Source organism: Pseudomonas reidholzensis, assembly GCF_900536025.1.
Taxonomy (GTDB): Bacteria; Pseudomonadota; Gammaproteobacteria; order Pseudomonadales; family Pseudomonadaceae; genus Aquipseudomonas; species Aquipseudomonas reidholzensis.
Genome location: NZ_UNOZ01000037.1, coordinates 184,391 through 200,621, shown reverse-complemented (window position 1 = coordinate 200,621; position 16,231 = coordinate 184,391). Strand labels below are relative to the sequence as shown.

The following is a 16,231-nucleotide window of genomic DNA, read 5'->3' as shown; positions in this document are numbered from 1 at the left end:
TTAGCGCATTTTTCCAGCGCAGGTTGGCCATAAAGCCGTCGCCTACCCTGTGCTAATATCCCGCCCTTGTTAATTTTTCATATGGGTTGCCCATGAAGTTGTCCATGCCGCGTTTCGATCAAGCCCCGGTTCTGGTGGTCGGCGATGTCATGCTCGACCGCTACTGGCATGGTGGTACTTCGCGTATATCGCCCGAAGCGCCGGTGCCGGTGGTCAAGGTCGAGCAGATCGAGGACCGTCCGGGCGGCGCGGCCAACGTCGCGCTGAACATCGCCGCGCTCGGTGCCCCGGCCTCGCTGGTCGGTGTGACCGGCCAGGATGAAGCCGCCGACAGCCTGGCCAACAGCCTGCAGGCCGCGGGGGTGCGCTCGGTGTTCCAGCGCATCGCCCATCAGCCGACCATCGTCAAGCTGCGGGTCATGAGCCGTCACCAGCAACTGCTGCGCATCGACTTCGAAGAGCCGTTCGCCACCGACCCGCTGTCGCTCGGCGAAGAGGTCGAAAACCTGCTCGAAGGGGTCAAGGTGCTGGTGCTCTCGGACTACGGCAAAGGCGCGTTGAAAAACCACCAGAGCCTGGTTCAGGCGGCGCGTGCCCGCGGCATTCCGGTGCTGGCCGACCCCAAGGGCAAGGACTTCTCAATTTACCGTGGCGCGAGCCTGATCACGCCCAACCTCAGCGAGTTCGAGACCATTGTTGGCCGTTGCGCCGATGAGGCCGAACTGGTCGCCAAGGGCCTGCAACTGATGCAGGAGCTGGACCTGGGCGCGTTGCTGGTGACCCGTGGCGAACACGGCATGACCCTGCTGCGCGCTGACCATCCCGCCCTGCACCTGCCGGCGCGCGCCCGTGAAGTGTTCGATGTCACCGGTGCCGGTGATACCGTGATCTCGACCCTGGCCGCGGCCATCGCCGCCGGTGAGGATCTGCCGCACGCGGTGGCCCTGGCCAACCTGGCGGCCGGCATCGTGGTCGGCAAGCTGGGTACCGCGGCGATCAGTGCGCCAGAGCTGCGCCGTGCGATCCAGCGCGAAGAAGGCTCCGAGCGCGGTGTGCTGACCCTCGATCAGCTGCTGCTGGCGATCGACGACGCCCGCGCGCACAACGAGAAGATCGTCTTTACCAACGGCTGCTTCGACATCCTGCATGCCGGCCATGTGACCTACCTGGAGCAGGCGCGGGCGCAAGGCGATCGGCTGATCGTCGCGGTCAACGACGATGCTTCGGTAAGCCGCCTCAAGGGCCCGGGCCGACCGATCAACAGCGTCGACCGGCGCATGGCCGTGCTGGCGGGCCTGGGCGCGGTGGACTGGGTGATCAGCTTCCCTGAAGGCACGCCGGAAAACCTGCTGAGCCAGGTCAAGCCGGACGTGCTGGTGAAGGGCGGTGATTACGGGATCGACCAAGTGGTCGGCGCCGATATCGTTACCGGCTACGGCGGGACGGTGAAGGTGCTCGGCCTGGTGGAAAACAGCTCGACCACCGCGATCGTCGAGAAAATCCGCAAGAACTGAGGCGTAGCCATCGCGGGGCGAGCCCCGCGATGATTCTGGCTACTTGTGCAGGGTCGTCCTGGCCCGCTCCAGCAACTCGCGGGCCTTGCCGGTAAAGCGCTGCAGGCGCGAGTCGGGCCGGGGTTCAGCCAGCCCTTGCTGGCGCACCCAATCCTTCCAGCGAATCCGCTCTTCGCGCACCACCCAGCCTTCCTGCTGGGCAAAGCTCTCCGCCAGGTACAACCCCCGCGTGCTGGCAGGCACCAGCTCGTCCTTCTTCAGGGTGTACAGCTCGGCGGTCGGCTTGCCGTCTTCCAGCGGCATCAGGTACAGGTCCGGGCGCTTGCGGTTCAACCGCGCCACCAGCTGATCGCCTTCGAGGCGCTCATCGACATGGAACAGGCTGACCGACTTGGCCTCTTTCGGCACCTGCAGGCGCAGGTCGTAGATCAGCTGCAGCGACGCCGTCGGCAGGTGCACATAGGCCCGTGGCCGCTCCAGCAACTTCAGGTTGCCACAGTGCACCGGCCGCGCGGCGCCGGACTGCGGCGTGAGCACGAACGGCAGCGCCTCGCGGTAGTGCAGCGCCGCGGCGTAGGGCGCCGGCAGCCAGGTGTCGTTGAAGCGCCCGCCGAGCCAGCCTTCGGGCGTTTCCAGCAGGCACTCTTCGGCGACTTCCTGGATGGCTGTGTGCAGTGGCAGGTTGAGTTCCTGGGCCGGCACGTAGCCGGAGATCAGTTTCAGCACCACGTCGCCACGGTCTTGCCGGCGCTGGCGGACCAGCACCCAGTAGTCGCGGTTCTGCCACTGCAGGGTCAAGCGTACCGACACACCGAGGTTGGCCAGCTCGACCACGAAGCGCTCGCTGTCGGCCAACTGCACCGCCTTGCGCCGTTGCAGGGTCTGCGCGAAGTTCAGCGGCAGGCCGATGCTCTGGTAGCTCAGGCCGTCGGGGGTGGCTTCGACATGCAGCGGCAGGGTCTTGAAGTTGCTCGGGTTCTTGCGGATCAGCGTACGCGCCACGAGGCTCCTCCTTGTGCAAGGCCGCTGCCAGGGCGGCTCAATGCCGGCCCAGGATGCGGGCCACGGTGGCCACGTTATGGGCCAGGTGCAGCGGATTGATGGTGCCGACGATAGCACTGCTGACGCCCGGGTGGGAGAACAGCAGCTCGAAACTGGCCTGCACCGGATCGACGCCCGGCGCCAGGCACACGTGCCCGCTGGCCAGGGCCTTTTTCACCAGGATCGCCTTGCCATGCTCGGCAGCGTAGTCCAGCACCGGGCGCTCGGCCTGTTCGTTGAGGTTGTAGGTGACCATCGCGCAGTCGCCCTGCTCGAGTGCCTTGAGGCCGCCTGCGGCAGTCTTGCCGGAAAAGCCGAAACCGAGGATCTTGCCCTCCTGCTTGAGCGCGGCGAGGGTCTGGTAGACCTCCTCGTGCTCGAGGATGGCCAGGTCGTTGCCGTCCGAGTGCACCAGCACCAGTTCGATGCGGTCGGTTTCCAGGCGCGTGAGGCTGCGTTCTACCGAGCGGCGCGTGTGGGCGGCGCTGAAGTCGAAGTGCGACTGGCCCGCTTCAAATTCTTCGCCGACCTTGCTGACGATCACCCACGCGTCGCGCTGGCCGCGCAGCAGCGGGCCGAGGCGCTCCTCGCTGCGACCGTAGGCTGGCGCGGTGTCGATCAGGTTGATGCCCAGCTGGCGCGCCTGGGCCAACAGCAGGCGGGCGTCGTCATCGCTGGGGATGGTGAAGCCGGTCGGGTATTTGACGCCCTGGTCGCGGCCCAGCTTGACCGTGCCCAGGCCCAGCGGTGAGACCTTCAGCCCGGTGCTGCCCAACGGGCGATGGAGGTCGTGCAGGTTGGGCAGGCTCATGGCAGCAGTTGCTCCCAGGCCGGTACGCCAAGCGCTGGGCGTGGCAGGTCGGACAAATCCGCTTGGGCCGCCGGGCGGATGCCGTCGCGCTCGAGCTTGGCCAGCACGTGGTCGGCAAAGTCCGGGGCCAGGGCCAGCTTGGTTGGCCAGCCGACCAGCAAGCGCTGTTGCTCGGCGAGGAAGGCGTTGTCCGGACGCACCTGCCCGGATTGCGCCGGCTCGGCGCGGTCGACGCGCAGGGTGGCCCAACGGACCTGGCTCTGGTCGACCCACGGCAGCAGGCTGGCGACCTCTTTTTGCGCGGCAGCGATCTGCGCCGCAGGCTCGCGGGCAACACCGTCGGCTTCGGCAAGGTCGCCGCCGAGGTACCAGACCCACTGGCCATCTGCGGCCGGATGGGTGGTCACGGTGATGCGCGGCTTTGGCCCGCCACCCAGGCAATGGGCGTACAGCGGCTTGAGGTTCGGGCCCTTGGCCAGGACCATGTGCAGCGGCCGGCGTTGCATGGCCGGCTGGCTCAGGCCAAGGGCCTTGAGCAGGTCTTCGGTGCCGGCGCCGGCACTCAGGACGATGCGCTGGGCACGGATCTCACGACCGTCGATGCGCAGCCCGACCAGTTCGTCAGCCTCGCGCAGTGGCTCGATGTGCTCGCCCGCGAGCAGGCTGTCGCCGGCCAGCTCGGCCAGGTTGGCGAGCAGGCTCGGCACGTCGATGACCAGTTCCGCGAGGCGGTAGACCTTGCCCTTGAACGCGCGGTCCTGCAGGGCCGGTGGCAGTTGCTCGCCTTTTACCTGGTCGACCCGGCCACGCATCGCCTTGCTGGCGAAAAAGCTGGTGACATTGCCCAGCAGGCCGCCGGGCGACCACAGGTAATGGGCGTCGGACAGCAGGCGGACCTTGTCCAGGTTCAGCTCGCCGCTGCCAGCCAGCGCCTCGCGCCAGCGTCGCGGCATGTCGGCGATCGCTTCGGAGGCGCCGGTCAGGCTGCCGTGCAGGGCATACTTGATACCGCCATGGATGATCCCCTGCGACTTGATGGTCTGCTCGCCGCCAAGGCTGGCGCGCTCGACCAGCACGGTCGAGTAACCCTGGCGCCGCAGCCGGGCGTTGAGCCAGAGGCCAGCGACCCCGGCGCCGACGATCAGCACGTCAGTGGAAATGGCGGATGGCATGCGGCTACCTCTAAGACTTGGACAGCTGGTCAGTATACGCCGGGGATAGCGTTAATGAACCCGCGCTCAGGAAACAGCCTGTGTCTGCGCTCAATGCCCGACGGTCTTGGAAAACACCTGGATCACCACCACCCCGCCGACGATCATGGCCATCCCGAGCATGGCCGGCACGTCGAGCTTCTGCCCGTAGATCACCAGTGCCGCGATGCTGATCAGCACAATCCCCAGCCCCGACCAGATGGCGTAAGCGATGCCGACCGGAATGCTGCGCACCACCAGGGTCAGCATCCAGAACGCGACCGCATAGCCGCACACCATCAGCAGCAGCGGCAGGGGCGTGCTCAGGCCCTTCACGGCCTTCATCGAGGCGGTGGCGATGACTTCGGCGCAGATGGCGATGGCCAGGTAGGTGTAGGCGTTCATGGGGCAGTTCCTCCGATTCGTGGTTGGCATTCTAGGCGTTGCCCGGATGCGGTAAAGTCATTACCTATCGCTCATGGAGATAGGTTGATGGCTGAAAAGTGGAATCTCGAACACCTGCGGCTGTTCGTCCGCGTCGCCGACCTGAACTCGTTTTCCGCCGTTGCCCGCGAGCAGCGCAAGGCCCAGTCGGCGGTCAGCAGCGCCATCGCGATGCTTGAAACCGACCTGGGTGTGACCTTGTTCGAGCGCAGCAGCGGGCGCCAGCCGCGCCTGACCGAGCGCGGCGCGGCGCTGCTGGAAGACGCCCGCGAGTTGCTGCGCCAATGCGAGCGCCTCGATGGCCGTGCATTGGCCTTGATGCGTGGCCAGGAGCCCTTGCTACGGGTCGCCCAGGACGAGGCCATGCCGTATCAGCCGGTGATCGACAGCCTGGAGGAGCTGGCCAGTCACTTGCCGTTCCTGCAAGTGCAACTGGCCAGCGGCGCCCAGGGTGATGTGGCGCGCAAGCTGGTCGAGCGCCAGGCCGACCTTGGCTTGTTCTTCCATCACGAGCGCATCCCGGCCTCCCTGGAGCGGCGCGCCCTGGGCAGTGTCGAGATGGTCACCGTGTGTGCGGTCGATCATCCGCTGGCGCGCGAGGGGCGGGTCAACCGGCAGCAGTTGGCGCGGCACCGCCAGCTGTTGATCACCCCGCAGCAGAGCGACTACCCCGGCGGCGAGGCGATCAGCCCGCAGATCTGGCGCGCCGACAGTTTTTACGCCATGGCCGAGCTGCTCATGCGCGGCCTGGGCTGGGCGTGGTTGCCCCGGCATGTGGTGCAGTACCCGACGTACCAGGCACAGATGGTCGAACTTGACACCGAGTGGCGCCCGCCCGCGCTGGTGGTCGAACTGGCGTGGCGGCGTGATCAGCCGCTCGGGCCGGCGGCGCAGTGGTTGGCCGAGCGGTTTGCGGTGCACCTGCGAGCGATTGGCTAGGCCGGCAGGCGCGGGTGAGCCCTGTCGTTTTCGTTGCCGGCGTGGCCAAGCGCAGGCCTTTTCGCGCGGTTCCTAGTAAACTTCGCCGCCATGAACAGAACCCTTTATACCCTGCTGTTTCACCTGGGCCTGCCGCTGGTTGCGCTGCGCCTGTTCCTGCGTGGGCGCAAGGCGCCGGCCTACAGGCAGCGGATCGCCGAGCGCTTCGCCTGCAAACTGCCAGCGATGCGCCACGGCGGGATCTGGGTGCATGCGGTTTCGGTGGGCGAGAGTATCGCCGCGGCACCCATGGTGCGCGCCTTGCTCAAGGCCTACCCGGAGTTGCCGATCACCCTCACGTGCATGACCCCGACCGGCTCGGAGCGTATCAAGGCGCTGTTCGCCGACGAACCGCGCGTGCAGCACTGCTACCTGCCCTACGACCTGCCGTGGGCGGCGGGGCGATTCCTCGATCATGTCCGCCCGCGGCTGGGCATCATCATGGAAACCGAGCTGTGGCCGAACCATATCCACCAGTGCGCCAAGCGCGGGATCCCGGTGGCGTTGGCCAATGCGCGGTTGTCCGCGCGTTCCGCTCGCGGTTATGGGCGCTTCGCCCGGCTGACCCGCCCGATGCTCGCCGAAATGAGCCTGGTCGCCGTGCAGACCGAGGTCGAGGCCGAGCGCTTCCGCAGCCTCGGGGCACGCGAGGCCTGCGTGCAAGTGACCGGCTCGATCAAGTTCGACCTGAAGATCGACGCGCAACTGTTGCCGCGTGCCCGCGAGCTGCGTGGGCAGTGGCAGGCCGAGCGGCGCCCGGTGTGGATCGCTGCCAGTACCCATGAAGGCGAAGATGCCCTGGTGCTGCAGGCGCATCGGCAGTTGCTCGAGGTGCATGGCGATGCGCTGTTGATCCTGGTGCCACGCCATCCCGAGCGGTTCGATGCGGTGCAGGCGCTGTGTGCCGAGCAGTTCGCCACGGTGCGCCGCTCGACCGGGCAGGCAGTCAGCACCGAGACCCGCGTGCTGCTCGGCGACACCATGGGCGAATTGCTGTTCCTGTATGCCCTGGCCGACATCGCCTTTGTTGGCGGCAGCCTGGTGCCGACCGGTGGGCACAACCCGCTGGAACCGGCGGCGCTGGCATTGCCGGTGATCATGGGGCCGCATGTGTTCAACTTCCTCGAAATCAGTGCGATGTTGCGCGAAGCGGGCGCCTTGCAGTCGGTGGACGACGCCGAGGGGCTGGCGCTCGCGGTACAGCGGCTGATCGAGTTGCCGCAGGATGCGCGGCGCGTGGGCGAAGCGGGCAGGGCAGTGATGCAGGCCAATCAGGGCGCTTTGCAGCGCCTGCTGGAGGGGTTGGGCAAGCTGATGCGCTAGCGTTGCCGGTGCGGGCCTCTTCGCGGGGCAAGCCCGCTCCCACAGGATCTCTGCAATGCCCAAATTCCGGGGCCAGTACTAAACCTGTGGGAGCGGCGGTGCGCCGATGCGACTTGCCCCGCGAAGAGGGCGGCACTATCGACCAATCAAGGGCGGCGTTCGAAGTTCTTCGCCGCTGCGGCTGCCAGGTCCGGCGGCAGGAAGTCGCGGTCCGGGTTGTAGTCAGCCTTCAGGTAGCGCCCCAGGTCTTGCAGGTCCTGCGGGCTCAAGGTCCCGGCCGCCTGCTTCAGGCGCAGGTTGTCGAGGATGTAGTCATAGCGGCTGTTGTTGTAGTCGCGCACCGAGGTGTACAGCTGGCGCTGCGCGTCGAGCACGTCGACGATGTTGCGGGTGCCGACCTGGTAGCCGATCTCGGTGGCCTCCAGCGCGCTCTGGTTGGAAATGATCGACTGCTTGCGCGCCTGTACCTGCTCGACGTCGGTGTTCACCGCGCGGTGCAGGTTGCGGGTGTTCTCCACCACCTGCCGGCGCAGGCTCTCGCGCTGCTGTTCGGTCTGGCTCAGACGCTGATAGGCCTCGCGCACCTGCGAGCTGGTCAGGCCGCCGCTGTAGATCGGGATATTCAACTGCAGGCCGATGCTGGTCTGCTCGACGTCGCCGCCATAACGCACCCCGGCCTGCGGCGCCGGGTTGGTGAAGCCGAGGCTGTCGTTGTCGCCTTTCTGGTAGCGCGCCACCGCGTCCACCGTCGGCGCATGGCCAGCCTTGCGCTGGCGCAGGGTCTCCTCGGCGGCGTCGACCGCGTAGTTGGTCGCTTGCAGGTTGAGGTTCTGCCGGGCCGCAGTCTCGACCCAGGTCTTGGCGTCGTTGGGAGTCGGCACCTGCACTGGCAGGGTATGCACCACGCCCTGCAACGCGCCGTATTCGCGGTTGGTCAGCGTCACCAGCGCTTCGAAGGCGTCCTGCACCTGGCGCTCGGCAATGATCCGGTTGGCCCGGGCGGTGTCGTAGCTGGCCTGTGACTGCAGCACGTCGGTCTTGTCCGAGAGGCCGACATCGAAGCGCTCGTTGGACTGGTCGAGCTGGCGCTTGAACGCCGATTCCTCGGCCTTGGTCGAGGCCAGGTTGTCCTGGGCGCGGAGCACCGCAAAGTAGTTTTCAGCGGTCTGCAGGATCAGGTTCTGCTCGGTTGCCGAGAGTTCCAGGGCGGCCTGTTCGTTGACCGCCTCGGCCGCCTGCAGCTGGAACCAGCGGTCGGCACGGAAGATTGGTTGCGACAGGGTCGCGCTCCAGGAATTGCCACTACGGTTGGAGGTGATCGCCGGCTCGTCGAGCTTGGTCCGGGTGTTCATCATCTCGGCGCCGGCCGACAGGTTCGGCAGCAAGCCGGCGCGGGCCTGCGGCACCACTTCACGGCGGGCGCCGTAGTCGGCACGGGCGGCGGCGAGGTCGGCGTTGTTGCTGGCCGCCTCCTGGTAGACGCTGACCAGGTCGGTTTTCACCGTGGTGGGCACATCCGCTGCCCACACCACTCCGTTGGACGTACAAGACACGGCAATCGCCAGTGAAAGTTTGCGCAGCATAGGGCAATCCTTGTACGAGTTTTAATTACTGAACTGTTGAGTTTCGAGCGATGCGCCAGTGTAGTGCCGCGCGCCGTTGGCAACAATCCGTTCGGCACGCCTTTCATCATCCTGCCTGCAAGCCCCCTTGGCTTTGGCTGCCACTCCAGTCTAGACTGCGCATGTTCTTGTCGGGGTGCCTTGATGCAAAGGCTGAGATCGCAAAGTTGCGGATCCCGTTGAACCTGATCAGGTTAGCGCCTGCGTAGGGAACAAGATTTCTCGCTTTCCCGGCGAGTCTCTTGTGTCAGGTCCGGGATTTGTCGAGCAGCGCACCACGCTCATGGCACTCCAGGTATCCGGCACGGCACCCATCTCATGGGGTGCGTCCGCGTCTTTCAGGTTCTCCCCGACATTCCGCCGCTAGGAAGCCGTCTGGAGCCTGTGATGACCAAACAAGAAAAAGCGATCAACCTCAGCGAATCGGCACAAGTCGATCAGCAGTCCGTGCAACCCTTCACCCGTTCGCGCAAGATCTATGTCGAAGGCTCGCGCCCCGATATTCGCGTGCCCATGCGTGAAATCAGCCTCGACGATACCCCCACCGACTTCGGCGGCGAGACCAATGCGCCGGTGCTGGTCTACGACACCTCCGGCCCGTACACCGACCCCGCCGTCATCATCGACGTGCGCAAGGGCCTGGGCGACGTGCGCTCGGCCTGGATCGACGACCGCGGCGACACCGAGCGCCTGGCCGGCCTGAGCTCGAACTTCGGCCAACAGCGCCTGAGCGACGCCGAGCTGACCAAGCTGCGCTTCGCCCATGTGCGCAACCCGCGCCGGGCCAAGGCCGGGGCCAACGTCACGCAGATGCACTACGCGCGCCAGGGCATCATCACCGCCGAGATGGAATACGTCGCCATCCGCGAGAACATGAAGCTGCAGGAAGCCCGCGCCGCCGGCCTGCTGGACCAGCAGCACGCCGGCCACAGCTTTGGTGCGAGCATCCCCAAGGAGATCACTGCCGAGTTCGTCCGTGAGGAGATCGCCCGCGGTCGCGCGATCATCCCGGCCAACATCAACCACACCGAGCTCGAGCCGATGATCATCGGCCGCAACTTCCTGGTGAAGATCAACGGCAACATCGGCAACAGCGCCCTCGGTTCCTCGATCGAGGAAGAAGTGGCCAAGCTGACCTGGGGCATCCGCTGGGGTTCGGACACGGTCATGGACCTGTCGACCGGCAAGCACATCCACGAAACCCGCGAGTGGATCATCCGCAATTCGCCGGTACCGATCGGCACCGTGCCGATCTACCAGGCCCTGGAAAAAGTCGGCGGGGTCGCCGAAGACCTCACCTGGGAGCTGTTCCGCGACACCCTGATCGAACAGGCCGAGCAGGGCGTGGACTACTTCACCATCCATGCCGGCGTGCTCCTGCGCTATGTACCGCTGACCGCCAAGCGGGTCACCGGCATCGTCAGCCGCGGCGGCTCGATCATGGCCAAGTGGTGCCTGGCGCATCACCAGGAGAACTTCCTCTACACCCATTTCGACGAAATCTGCGAAATCATGAAGGCCTACGACGTCAGCTTCTCGCTCGGCGATGGCCTGCGTCCGGGGTCGATCGCCGACGCCAACGACGCCGCCCAGTTCGGTGAGCTGGAGACCCTTGGCGAGCTGACCAAGATCGCCTGGAAGCACGATGTCCAGTGCATGATCGAAGGCCCGGGCCATGTGCCGATGCAGTTGATCAAGGAGAACATGGACAAGCAGCTGGAGTGCTGTGACGAGGCGCCGTTCTACACCCTTGGCCCGCTGACCACCGACATCGCGCCCGGCTACGACCACATCACCTCCGGCATCGGGGCGGCAATGATCGGCTGGTTCGGTTGCGCCATGCTGTGCTACGTGACCCCCAAGGAGCACCTGGGCTTGCCGAACAAGGATGACGTCAAGACCGGCATCATCACCTACAAGATCGCGGCGCACGCCGCTGACCTCGCCAAGGGCCACCCGGGCGCGCAGATCCGCGACAACGCACTGTCCAAGGCGCGCTTCGAATTCCGCTGGCAGGACCAGTTCAACCTGGGCCTGGACCCGGACACCGCGCGCGCCTACCACGATGAGACCCTGCCCAAGGAATCGGCCAAGGTCGCCCACTTCTGCTCGATGTGCGGGCCGAAGTTCTGCTCGATGAAAATCACCCAGGAGGTCCGCGAGTACGCGGCCAACCAGCGCATCGAGGCGGTGGATGTGTCGGTTGAAGAGGGCATGCGCGAGCAGTCCGAGCGCTTCCGTCAGGCCGGTAGCCAGCTGTACCAGAAAGTCTGATGTAACGCGGGGCCGCTCTGCGGCCCTTTCGCGACACAAGGCCGCTCCCACAGGGATTTGCAGCGTTGCTGATCCTTGTGGGAGCGGCCTTGTGTAACCCCCGACACTAATTCCGGCGAGCCCAAGCATGACCACCCCCAGCCATTTCTCACCCGATCACCCGATCCCTGCCAGCCAGCGCCTGTTCGGCGCGCGTGACCTGTTCGTCCTGTGGTTCTCCCTTGGCACCGGCCTGATGGTGCTGCAGGTCGGCGCCATGCTCGCCCCCGGCCTGGGCCTGGCGGGCGCGGTACTGGCGATCGTCCTCGGCACCGCGGTGGGCGTGCTGCTGCTGGCGGCGGCCGGGGTGATCGGCAGCGACACCGGCCTGTCGGCCATGGGCACCCTGCGCCTGACCCTCGGCGGCCATGGCGCACGCCTGCCGGCGGTGCTCAACCTGCTACAGCTGATCGGCTGGGGCTCGTTCGAGATCATCGTCATGCGCGACGCCGCCAGCCTGCTTGGCGCGCGCGCGTTCGGTGCCGACAGCGTGTGGACCAGCCCGTTGTTGTGGACCCTGTGCTTCGGTGCGCTGGCGACCCTGCTGGCCATCTGCGGGCCGCTGACCTTCGTGCGCAAGATCCTGCGCAAATGGGGCATCTGGCTGCTGATCGGTGCCTGCCTGTGGCTGACCTGGAACCTCTTTGCCAAGGCTGACCTGGCGGCTATCTGGGCACGTGCCGGTGACGGTTCGATGTCGCTGGCGGTGGGCTTTGACATCGTCATCGCCATGCCGCTGTCGTGGTTGCCGTTGATCGCCGACTATTCACGCTTCGCCGGACGCGCCAGCCGGGTGTTCAGCGGCACGGTGCTGGGTTATTTCCTCGGCAATGCCTGGTTGATGAGCCTGGGCGTGGCCTACACCCTGGCCTTCGCCCCGAGCGGTGAAGCCAATGCGCTGCTGCTGGCGCTGGCCGGTGCCGGGCTGGGTATCCCGCTGTTGCTGATCCTGCTCGACGAAACCGAAAACGCCTTTGCCGATATCCACTCCGGCGCGGTCTCGACCGGCCTGCTGGTGCGCATCAAGGTCGAGCACCTGGCCCTGGCCATCGGTGTGCTGTGCACGCTGATCGCCTACCTGGCACCGCTGGCCCAGTACGAAAACTTCCTGCTGTTGATCGGTTCGGTGTTCGCGCCACTGTTCGGCGTGGTGCTGATCGACCACTTCGTGATCCGCCGCCGGCAGCTGCCGACCCAGGTCGACGGGCTGCACTGGCAAGCGCTGCTGTCCTGGGCGGTGGGCGTGGCGGCTTATCACCTGATGGCCAGCCAGGCACCCGAGCTGGGCGCGACCCTGCCGGCGTTGCTGCTGGCAGGTGTGCTGTATGGGCTGTTGAGCGTCAACCGCGCCCGGGAAACAGCTCAGGCTTGAGCACGCCGTTCAGGCGCGGGTAGGGGATTTTCAGTTCGATGTGGCCCATGGAGTAGGGCGCAATGGCATAGACCTCGTACTTCACCACGACCGCACCATAGGTCAGGGCGATGTGCGGGGACTTCTTGAACGGCCAGGTCTTGACGAATTCCGCGTCCTTGTCCATGCCGGTGCTGATCATCCAGGCCCGGTGCGACTCTTCGACGGTCTTCCAGAACGTCTCTTCCTGGCCGGCCACCAGCATGTCCTGCAGGGTCAGGACCTTGTCCTGCTTGCGCGAATAGTTGATGAAGGCGCGCCCGGGCATGCCGTGGGCGCCACCGCTGTCCAGGTAGCTGGAGAATTCGACGATCACCAGCCCGTCATGCTGCTCGCGTACCTTGGCTTGCAGGTAGCTGCTGTTGCGCTTCTCGGCGCTGGCCAGGTACTGCGTTTCATAGGCCTTGAGCGAGGTCGGGGTGGTGCTGCGCTGGTTGTCCTCGGTCAGTTGCAGCAGGCGGCTCTCGACGATGGCGTCGAGCTTGGGCAGGTCAGGGAAGTGCACGGTGTCGATGTTCACCAGCGGGCAGTCGCTCTCGCTGCAGCCCGGCTTGACGTGCTCCCAGGCTTCGCGCTTGACCTCGAGCGGGGCCCGATAGTTGGGTGCGAAGAGGCTTTGGCAGGCGCTCAGGGCCACTGCCAGCACAGCCACGGAAGTCAGTTTGACAAGCGTCATGATGATCCTTGCAGAACAGGAATAGTCGGCCTTGGACCGTCGGCAAAGCCTTCGGTTCGCCACTAAGCTAACAGACAGAAGCCGAGCTGTCCCGGTCGCACGAACGGTCGCTGGAAAGGGATGAAACCGGGCGGCACGCAGAGTAGGATGGCGCGATGCAGCATTAGAGGTAACGAGGATTTCCATGACAGACACGTCAATTTCAGTGCCAAGGGCGGTCGAGATCGTCAAGCGCGAGAACTGTTTCCAAGGCTTCTACAAGCTCGACAAGGTGCACCTGCGCCACGAGCTGTTCGCCGGTGGCATGGGCCGTGAAATCAGCCGCGAGCTGTTCGTGCGTCACGATGCGGTGTGTGTCCTGCCCTACGACCCGCAACGCGACGAGGTGGTGCTGATCGAGCAGTTCCGCGTCGGTGCCATGGGCAAGGTCGACAACCCTTGGCTGATCGAGATGGTCGCCGGCCTGATCGACAAGGACGAGCAGCCTGAGGAGGTCGCCCACCGCGAGGCCGACGAGGAAGCCGGGCTGACGTTTGCCGCCCTGTGGCCGATGACCCGCTACTTCCCGTCGCCGGGCGGCAGCGACGAATTCGTCCACCTGTTCCTCGGGCGTTGCATCAGCGAGGGCGCCGGCGGCCTGCATGGGCTGGAAGAAGAGGGTGAGGATATCCGTGTGCGGGTGTGGTCGTTCGAGGACGCGCTGCAGGCCGTACGCGATGGACGTATCTGTAACGCGGCGACGATCATTGGCCTGCAGTGGCTGGCGCTGAACAGAGACGAAGTACGAGGTATGTGGAAGTGAACCTGCTGCGCGAGCGTTATCGGGTCGATCTGGTCGGGCTGCAGTCAGCCTGCGAGGCCAACTATGCCCGCCTGATGCGTTTGCTCCCGGACATGCGCAGCACCCCGAGTTCGCGCCGTATCGGCATGACCCAGGGCGACCAGATGCTCGGCGTGCTGGTGCTCGATGTGGTGTTGTCCTGCCCGTATACCACCACCTTGCGGGTGCGTCAGGAGCACAGCCTGCCGTGGTTGCCGGTGCCGCAGCTGGAAGTTCAGGTGTATCACGATGCGCGCATGGCCGAAGTGGTCAGCGCCGAGCACGCCCGGCGGTTTCGCAGCATCTATCCGTACCCCAACGAGGCGATGCATCAGCCGGACGAGAAGGCCCAGCTCAACCTGTTTCTCGGCGAATGGCTGAGTCATTGCCTGGCCTGCGGCCATGAACTGGTAGCGGTACGCTGAAAATGTGAGCTGGATCGGTTTCGAGTGTTTGCTCGAAACCCGTCAGCGGCGATAATCGCCCTGAATCCGCTTGAGGAGACGGCCGTTGCCGCAGCCCAACCATCCCCCCGCGCCGCTGCATGTGGTGCAACTGACCGACGCCCATCTGTTCGCCGACCCGGCGGGCACCCTGCTGGGCCTCAATACGCGCGACAGCCTGCGCCACGTGATCGCCCAGGTGCAGCGCGAGCAGCCGCAGATCGACCTGCTGCTGTGCACCGGCGACCTGACCCAGGACGGCAGTGTGGCGGCGTACCAGGCGTTTCGCCAGATGACCGCGGCGTTTGCCGTGCCCACGCGGTGGTTGCCCGGCAATCATGACGAGGCGCGGGTGATGGCCGAGGTGGCGCAGGGCAGTGACCTGGTCCAGGCGGTGACCGATATCGGTGGCTGGCGCATCGTCATGCTCGATTCGGCGGTGCTCGGCGCGACCCACGGCCTGCTCGCAGACGCTCAGTTGGCGCTGCTCGACGACGCCTTGGCCACGGCCGGCGAGCGCCACTGCCTGGTGTGCTGCCATCATCAGCCGGTGGACATCGGTTGTGCCTGGATCGAGCCGATCGGCCTGCGCAATGCCGATGCGCTGTTGCAGCGGGTACGCCAGCATGCGCAGGTCAGGGCGGTCCTCTGGGGCCATATTCACCAGGCGTGGGATGAACTGCGCGACGGCGTGCGCTTCCTGGCCACGCCGTCCACCTGCATCCAGTTCGCGCCGCACAGCGAGGACTTCAAGGTCAGCGAGGAGCAGCCGGGGTATCGCTGGCTTCGCCTGCATGCCGATGGTCGGCTGGAGACGGGCGTGGAGCGCGCGCGCGACTTCGAGGTAAAACTGGATTTTGACAGCGCGGGTTATTGACCGGGGCCGTGCAGCAGCCCCGCCAGGCCTGGGGAAAGTGTTGCGAAAATCCCTAAGCTACGCCAACGCCCAGCGAACACGCTACACTGCGCGTCCCTGCGCCCCTACAGGAGGGCGCGCCGCAGCAGACTCCGGGGGCAGCATGTCGGGTTCCATCCTTTATATCCATGGGTTCAACAGCTCGCCCTTGTCGACCAAGGCGCGCCAGCTCGAGGCCGTGATGCAGCAGCTGGGCCTGTCCGCGCAGTTGCGCGTGCCCGCGCTGCACCACCACCCGCGCCAGGCCATCGCCCAGCTCGAAAGCGCCATCGATGAGCTCGGCGCGCCCTTGCTGGTGGGCAGTTCACTCGGCGGCTACTATGCCACTTACCTGGCGCAGCGCCACGGCCTCAAGGCCCTGCTGGTCAACCCGGCGGTCGCCCCACACCGGCTGTTCGACGGTTACCTGGGCACCCAGCGCAACCTGTACACCGACGAGCCCTGGGAACTGACCCTGGACCACGTGCAGGCCCTGGCCGAGCTGGAAGTCCCCGCGCCGACCGACGCCAGCCGCTATCAAGTGTGGTTGCAGACGGCCGATGAAACCCTCGACTATCGCCACGCCGAGGCTTACTACCGGGCCTGTGCCCTGCGCATCGAGGCGGGCGGCGACCACAGTTTCCAAGGTTTCAGCGAGCGCCTGCCGGCGTTGCTGGCCTTCGCCGGTATCGCCCGCGGGCAGTATGCGGCGCTCGATTTTGCTGAATTTTGATTTTTTCGCACTCACCA

The 16,231-nt window shown here is 65.9% G+C and carries 15 protein-coding genes and 1 riboswitch; of the genes, 9 read left to right on the top strand and 6 right to left on the bottom strand.

The features are described from left to right. Positions 1 to 92 precede the first annotated feature (92 nt). Complete coding sequence (gene hldE / locus CCOS865_RS26240; protein WP_119146378.1) at positions 93 to 1,514, top strand: bifunctional D-glycero-beta-D-manno-heptose-7-phosphate kinase/D-glycero-beta-D-manno-heptose 1-phosphate adenylyltransferase HldE; 1,422 nt, start codon at positions 93 to 95, stop codon at positions 1,512 to 1,514. Between the two features lie 39 nt (positions 1,515 to 1,553). On the opposite strand, the gene CCOS865_RS26235 is transcribed toward hldE, so the two are convergent. The 4 genes from CCOS865_RS26235 to CCOS865_RS26220 all read right to left on the bottom strand — a co-directional run bounded on the left by CCOS865_RS26235 (position 1,554) and on the right by CCOS865_RS26220 (position 4,961). After that, positions 1,554 to 2,516 carry a metal ABC transporter ATPase gene (locus tag CCOS865_RS26235; protein WP_119146376.1) on the bottom strand — a complete coding sequence of 321 codons (963 nt, stop codon included), beginning with the start codon at positions 2,514 to 2,516 and terminating at the stop codon, positions 1,554 to 1,556. A gap of 37 nt (positions 2,517 to 2,553) precedes the next feature. Next, complete coding sequence (locus CCOS865_RS26230) at positions 2,554 to 3,366, bottom strand: aldo/keto reductase (protein WP_119146374.1); 813 nt, start codon at positions 3,364 to 3,366, stop codon at positions 2,554 to 2,556. Then, entirely contained in the window at positions 3,363 to 4,538 is a 1,176-nt protein-coding gene (locus CCOS865_RS26225; protein ID WP_119146372.1) for an NAD(P)/FAD-dependent oxidoreductase, read from the bottom strand. Before CCOS865_RS26225 ends, CCOS865_RS26230 begins: the two co-directional genes overlap by 4 nt. A 90-nt stretch (positions 4,539 to 4,628) precedes the next feature. Continuing rightward, on the bottom strand, positions 4,629 to 4,961 hold the full coding sequence (locus tag CCOS865_RS26220) for a DMT family transporter (RefSeq protein ID WP_119146370.1): 333 nt from the start codon (positions 4,959 to 4,961) through the stop codon (positions 4,629 to 4,631). Between the two features lie 87 nt (positions 4,962 to 5,048). Here CCOS865_RS26220 and CCOS865_RS26215 point away from each other — a divergent pair, with 87 nt between their 5' ends. Beyond that, positions 5,049 to 5,939 (top strand): LysR family transcriptional regulator, encoded by an 891-nt coding sequence (locus tag CCOS865_RS26215; protein ID WP_119146368.1) that lies wholly within the window; start codon positions 5,049 to 5,051, stop codon positions 5,937 to 5,939. Between the two features lie 90 nt (positions 5,940 to 6,029). Further along, on the top strand, positions 6,030 to 7,301 hold the full coding sequence (gene waaA / locus CCOS865_RS26210; RefSeq protein ID WP_119146366.1) for a lipid IV(A) 3-deoxy-D-manno-octulosonic acid transferase: 1,272 nt from the start codon (positions 6,030 to 6,032) through the stop codon (positions 7,299 to 7,301). 146 nt (positions 7,302 to 7,447) lie between these two features. Here waaA and CCOS865_RS26205 read toward each other — a convergent pair whose 3' ends face one another. Further along, on the bottom strand, positions 7,448 to 8,884 hold the full coding sequence (locus CCOS865_RS26205) for a TolC family outer membrane protein (protein ID WP_119146364.1): 1,437 nt from the start codon (positions 8,882 to 8,884) through the stop codon (positions 7,448 to 7,450). A gap of 161 nt (positions 8,885 to 9,045) precedes the next feature. After that, a riboswitch (TPP riboswitch) is annotated at positions 9,046 to 9,152 on the top strand. 158 nt (positions 9,153 to 9,310) lie between these two features. Here CCOS865_RS26205 and thiC point away from each other — a divergent pair. Both thiC and cytX read left to right on the top strand, forming a co-directional pair. After that, positions 9,311 to 11,197, top strand: a complete 1,887-nt coding sequence (gene thiC / locus CCOS865_RS26200) for a phosphomethylpyrimidine synthase ThiC (RefSeq protein ID WP_119146362.1) — start codon at positions 9,311 to 9,313, stop codon at positions 11,195 to 11,197. A 127-nt stretch (positions 11,198 to 11,324) separates the two neighbouring features. After that, positions 11,325 to 12,608, top strand: a complete 1,284-nt coding sequence (cytX, locus tag CCOS865_RS26195) for a putative hydroxymethylpyrimidine transporter CytX (protein WP_119146361.1) — start codon at positions 11,325 to 11,327, stop codon at positions 12,606 to 12,608. Here cytX and CCOS865_RS26190 read toward each other — a convergent pair. Further along, on the bottom strand, positions 12,577 to 13,323 hold the full coding sequence (locus tag CCOS865_RS26190; protein WP_119146359.1) for an RsiV family protein: 747 nt from the start codon (positions 13,321 to 13,323) through the stop codon (positions 12,577 to 12,579). The two genes, cytX and CCOS865_RS26190, sit on opposite strands and share 32 nt — an antisense overlap. A 184-nt stretch (positions 13,324 to 13,507) precedes the next feature. On the opposite strand from CCOS865_RS26190, the gene CCOS865_RS26185 reads away from it, so the two are divergent. From CCOS865_RS26185 to CCOS865_RS26170, 4 genes are all read left to right on the top strand, one after another. After that, positions 13,508 to 14,125 carry an NUDIX domain-containing protein gene (locus CCOS865_RS26185; protein ID WP_119146357.1) on the top strand — a complete coding sequence of 206 codons (618 nt, stop codon included), beginning with the start codon at positions 13,508 to 13,510 and terminating at the stop codon, positions 14,123 to 14,125. Next, positions 14,116 to 14,568: a DUF1249 domain-containing protein gene (locus CCOS865_RS26180; RefSeq protein WP_119146355.1), complete on the top strand. Its 453-nt coding sequence runs from the start codon at positions 14,116 to 14,118 to the stop codon at positions 14,566 to 14,568. The genes CCOS865_RS26185 and CCOS865_RS26180 overlap by 10 nt, the downstream gene beginning before the upstream one ends. 85 nt (positions 14,569 to 14,653) lie before the next feature. After that, positions 14,654 to 15,463, top strand: coding sequence for a 3',5'-cyclic-AMP phosphodiesterase (gene cpdA / locus CCOS865_RS26175; RefSeq protein ID WP_119146353.1), 810 nt, complete (start codon positions 14,654 to 14,656; stop codon positions 15,461 to 15,463). Between the two features lie 142 nt (positions 15,464 to 15,605). After that, positions 15,606 to 16,214, top strand: a complete 609-nt coding sequence (locus CCOS865_RS26170) for a YqiA/YcfP family alpha/beta fold hydrolase (RefSeq protein WP_119146351.1) — start codon at positions 15,606 to 15,608, stop codon at positions 16,212 to 16,214. The last annotated feature ends 17 nt before the right edge of the window (positions 16,215 to 16,231 follow it).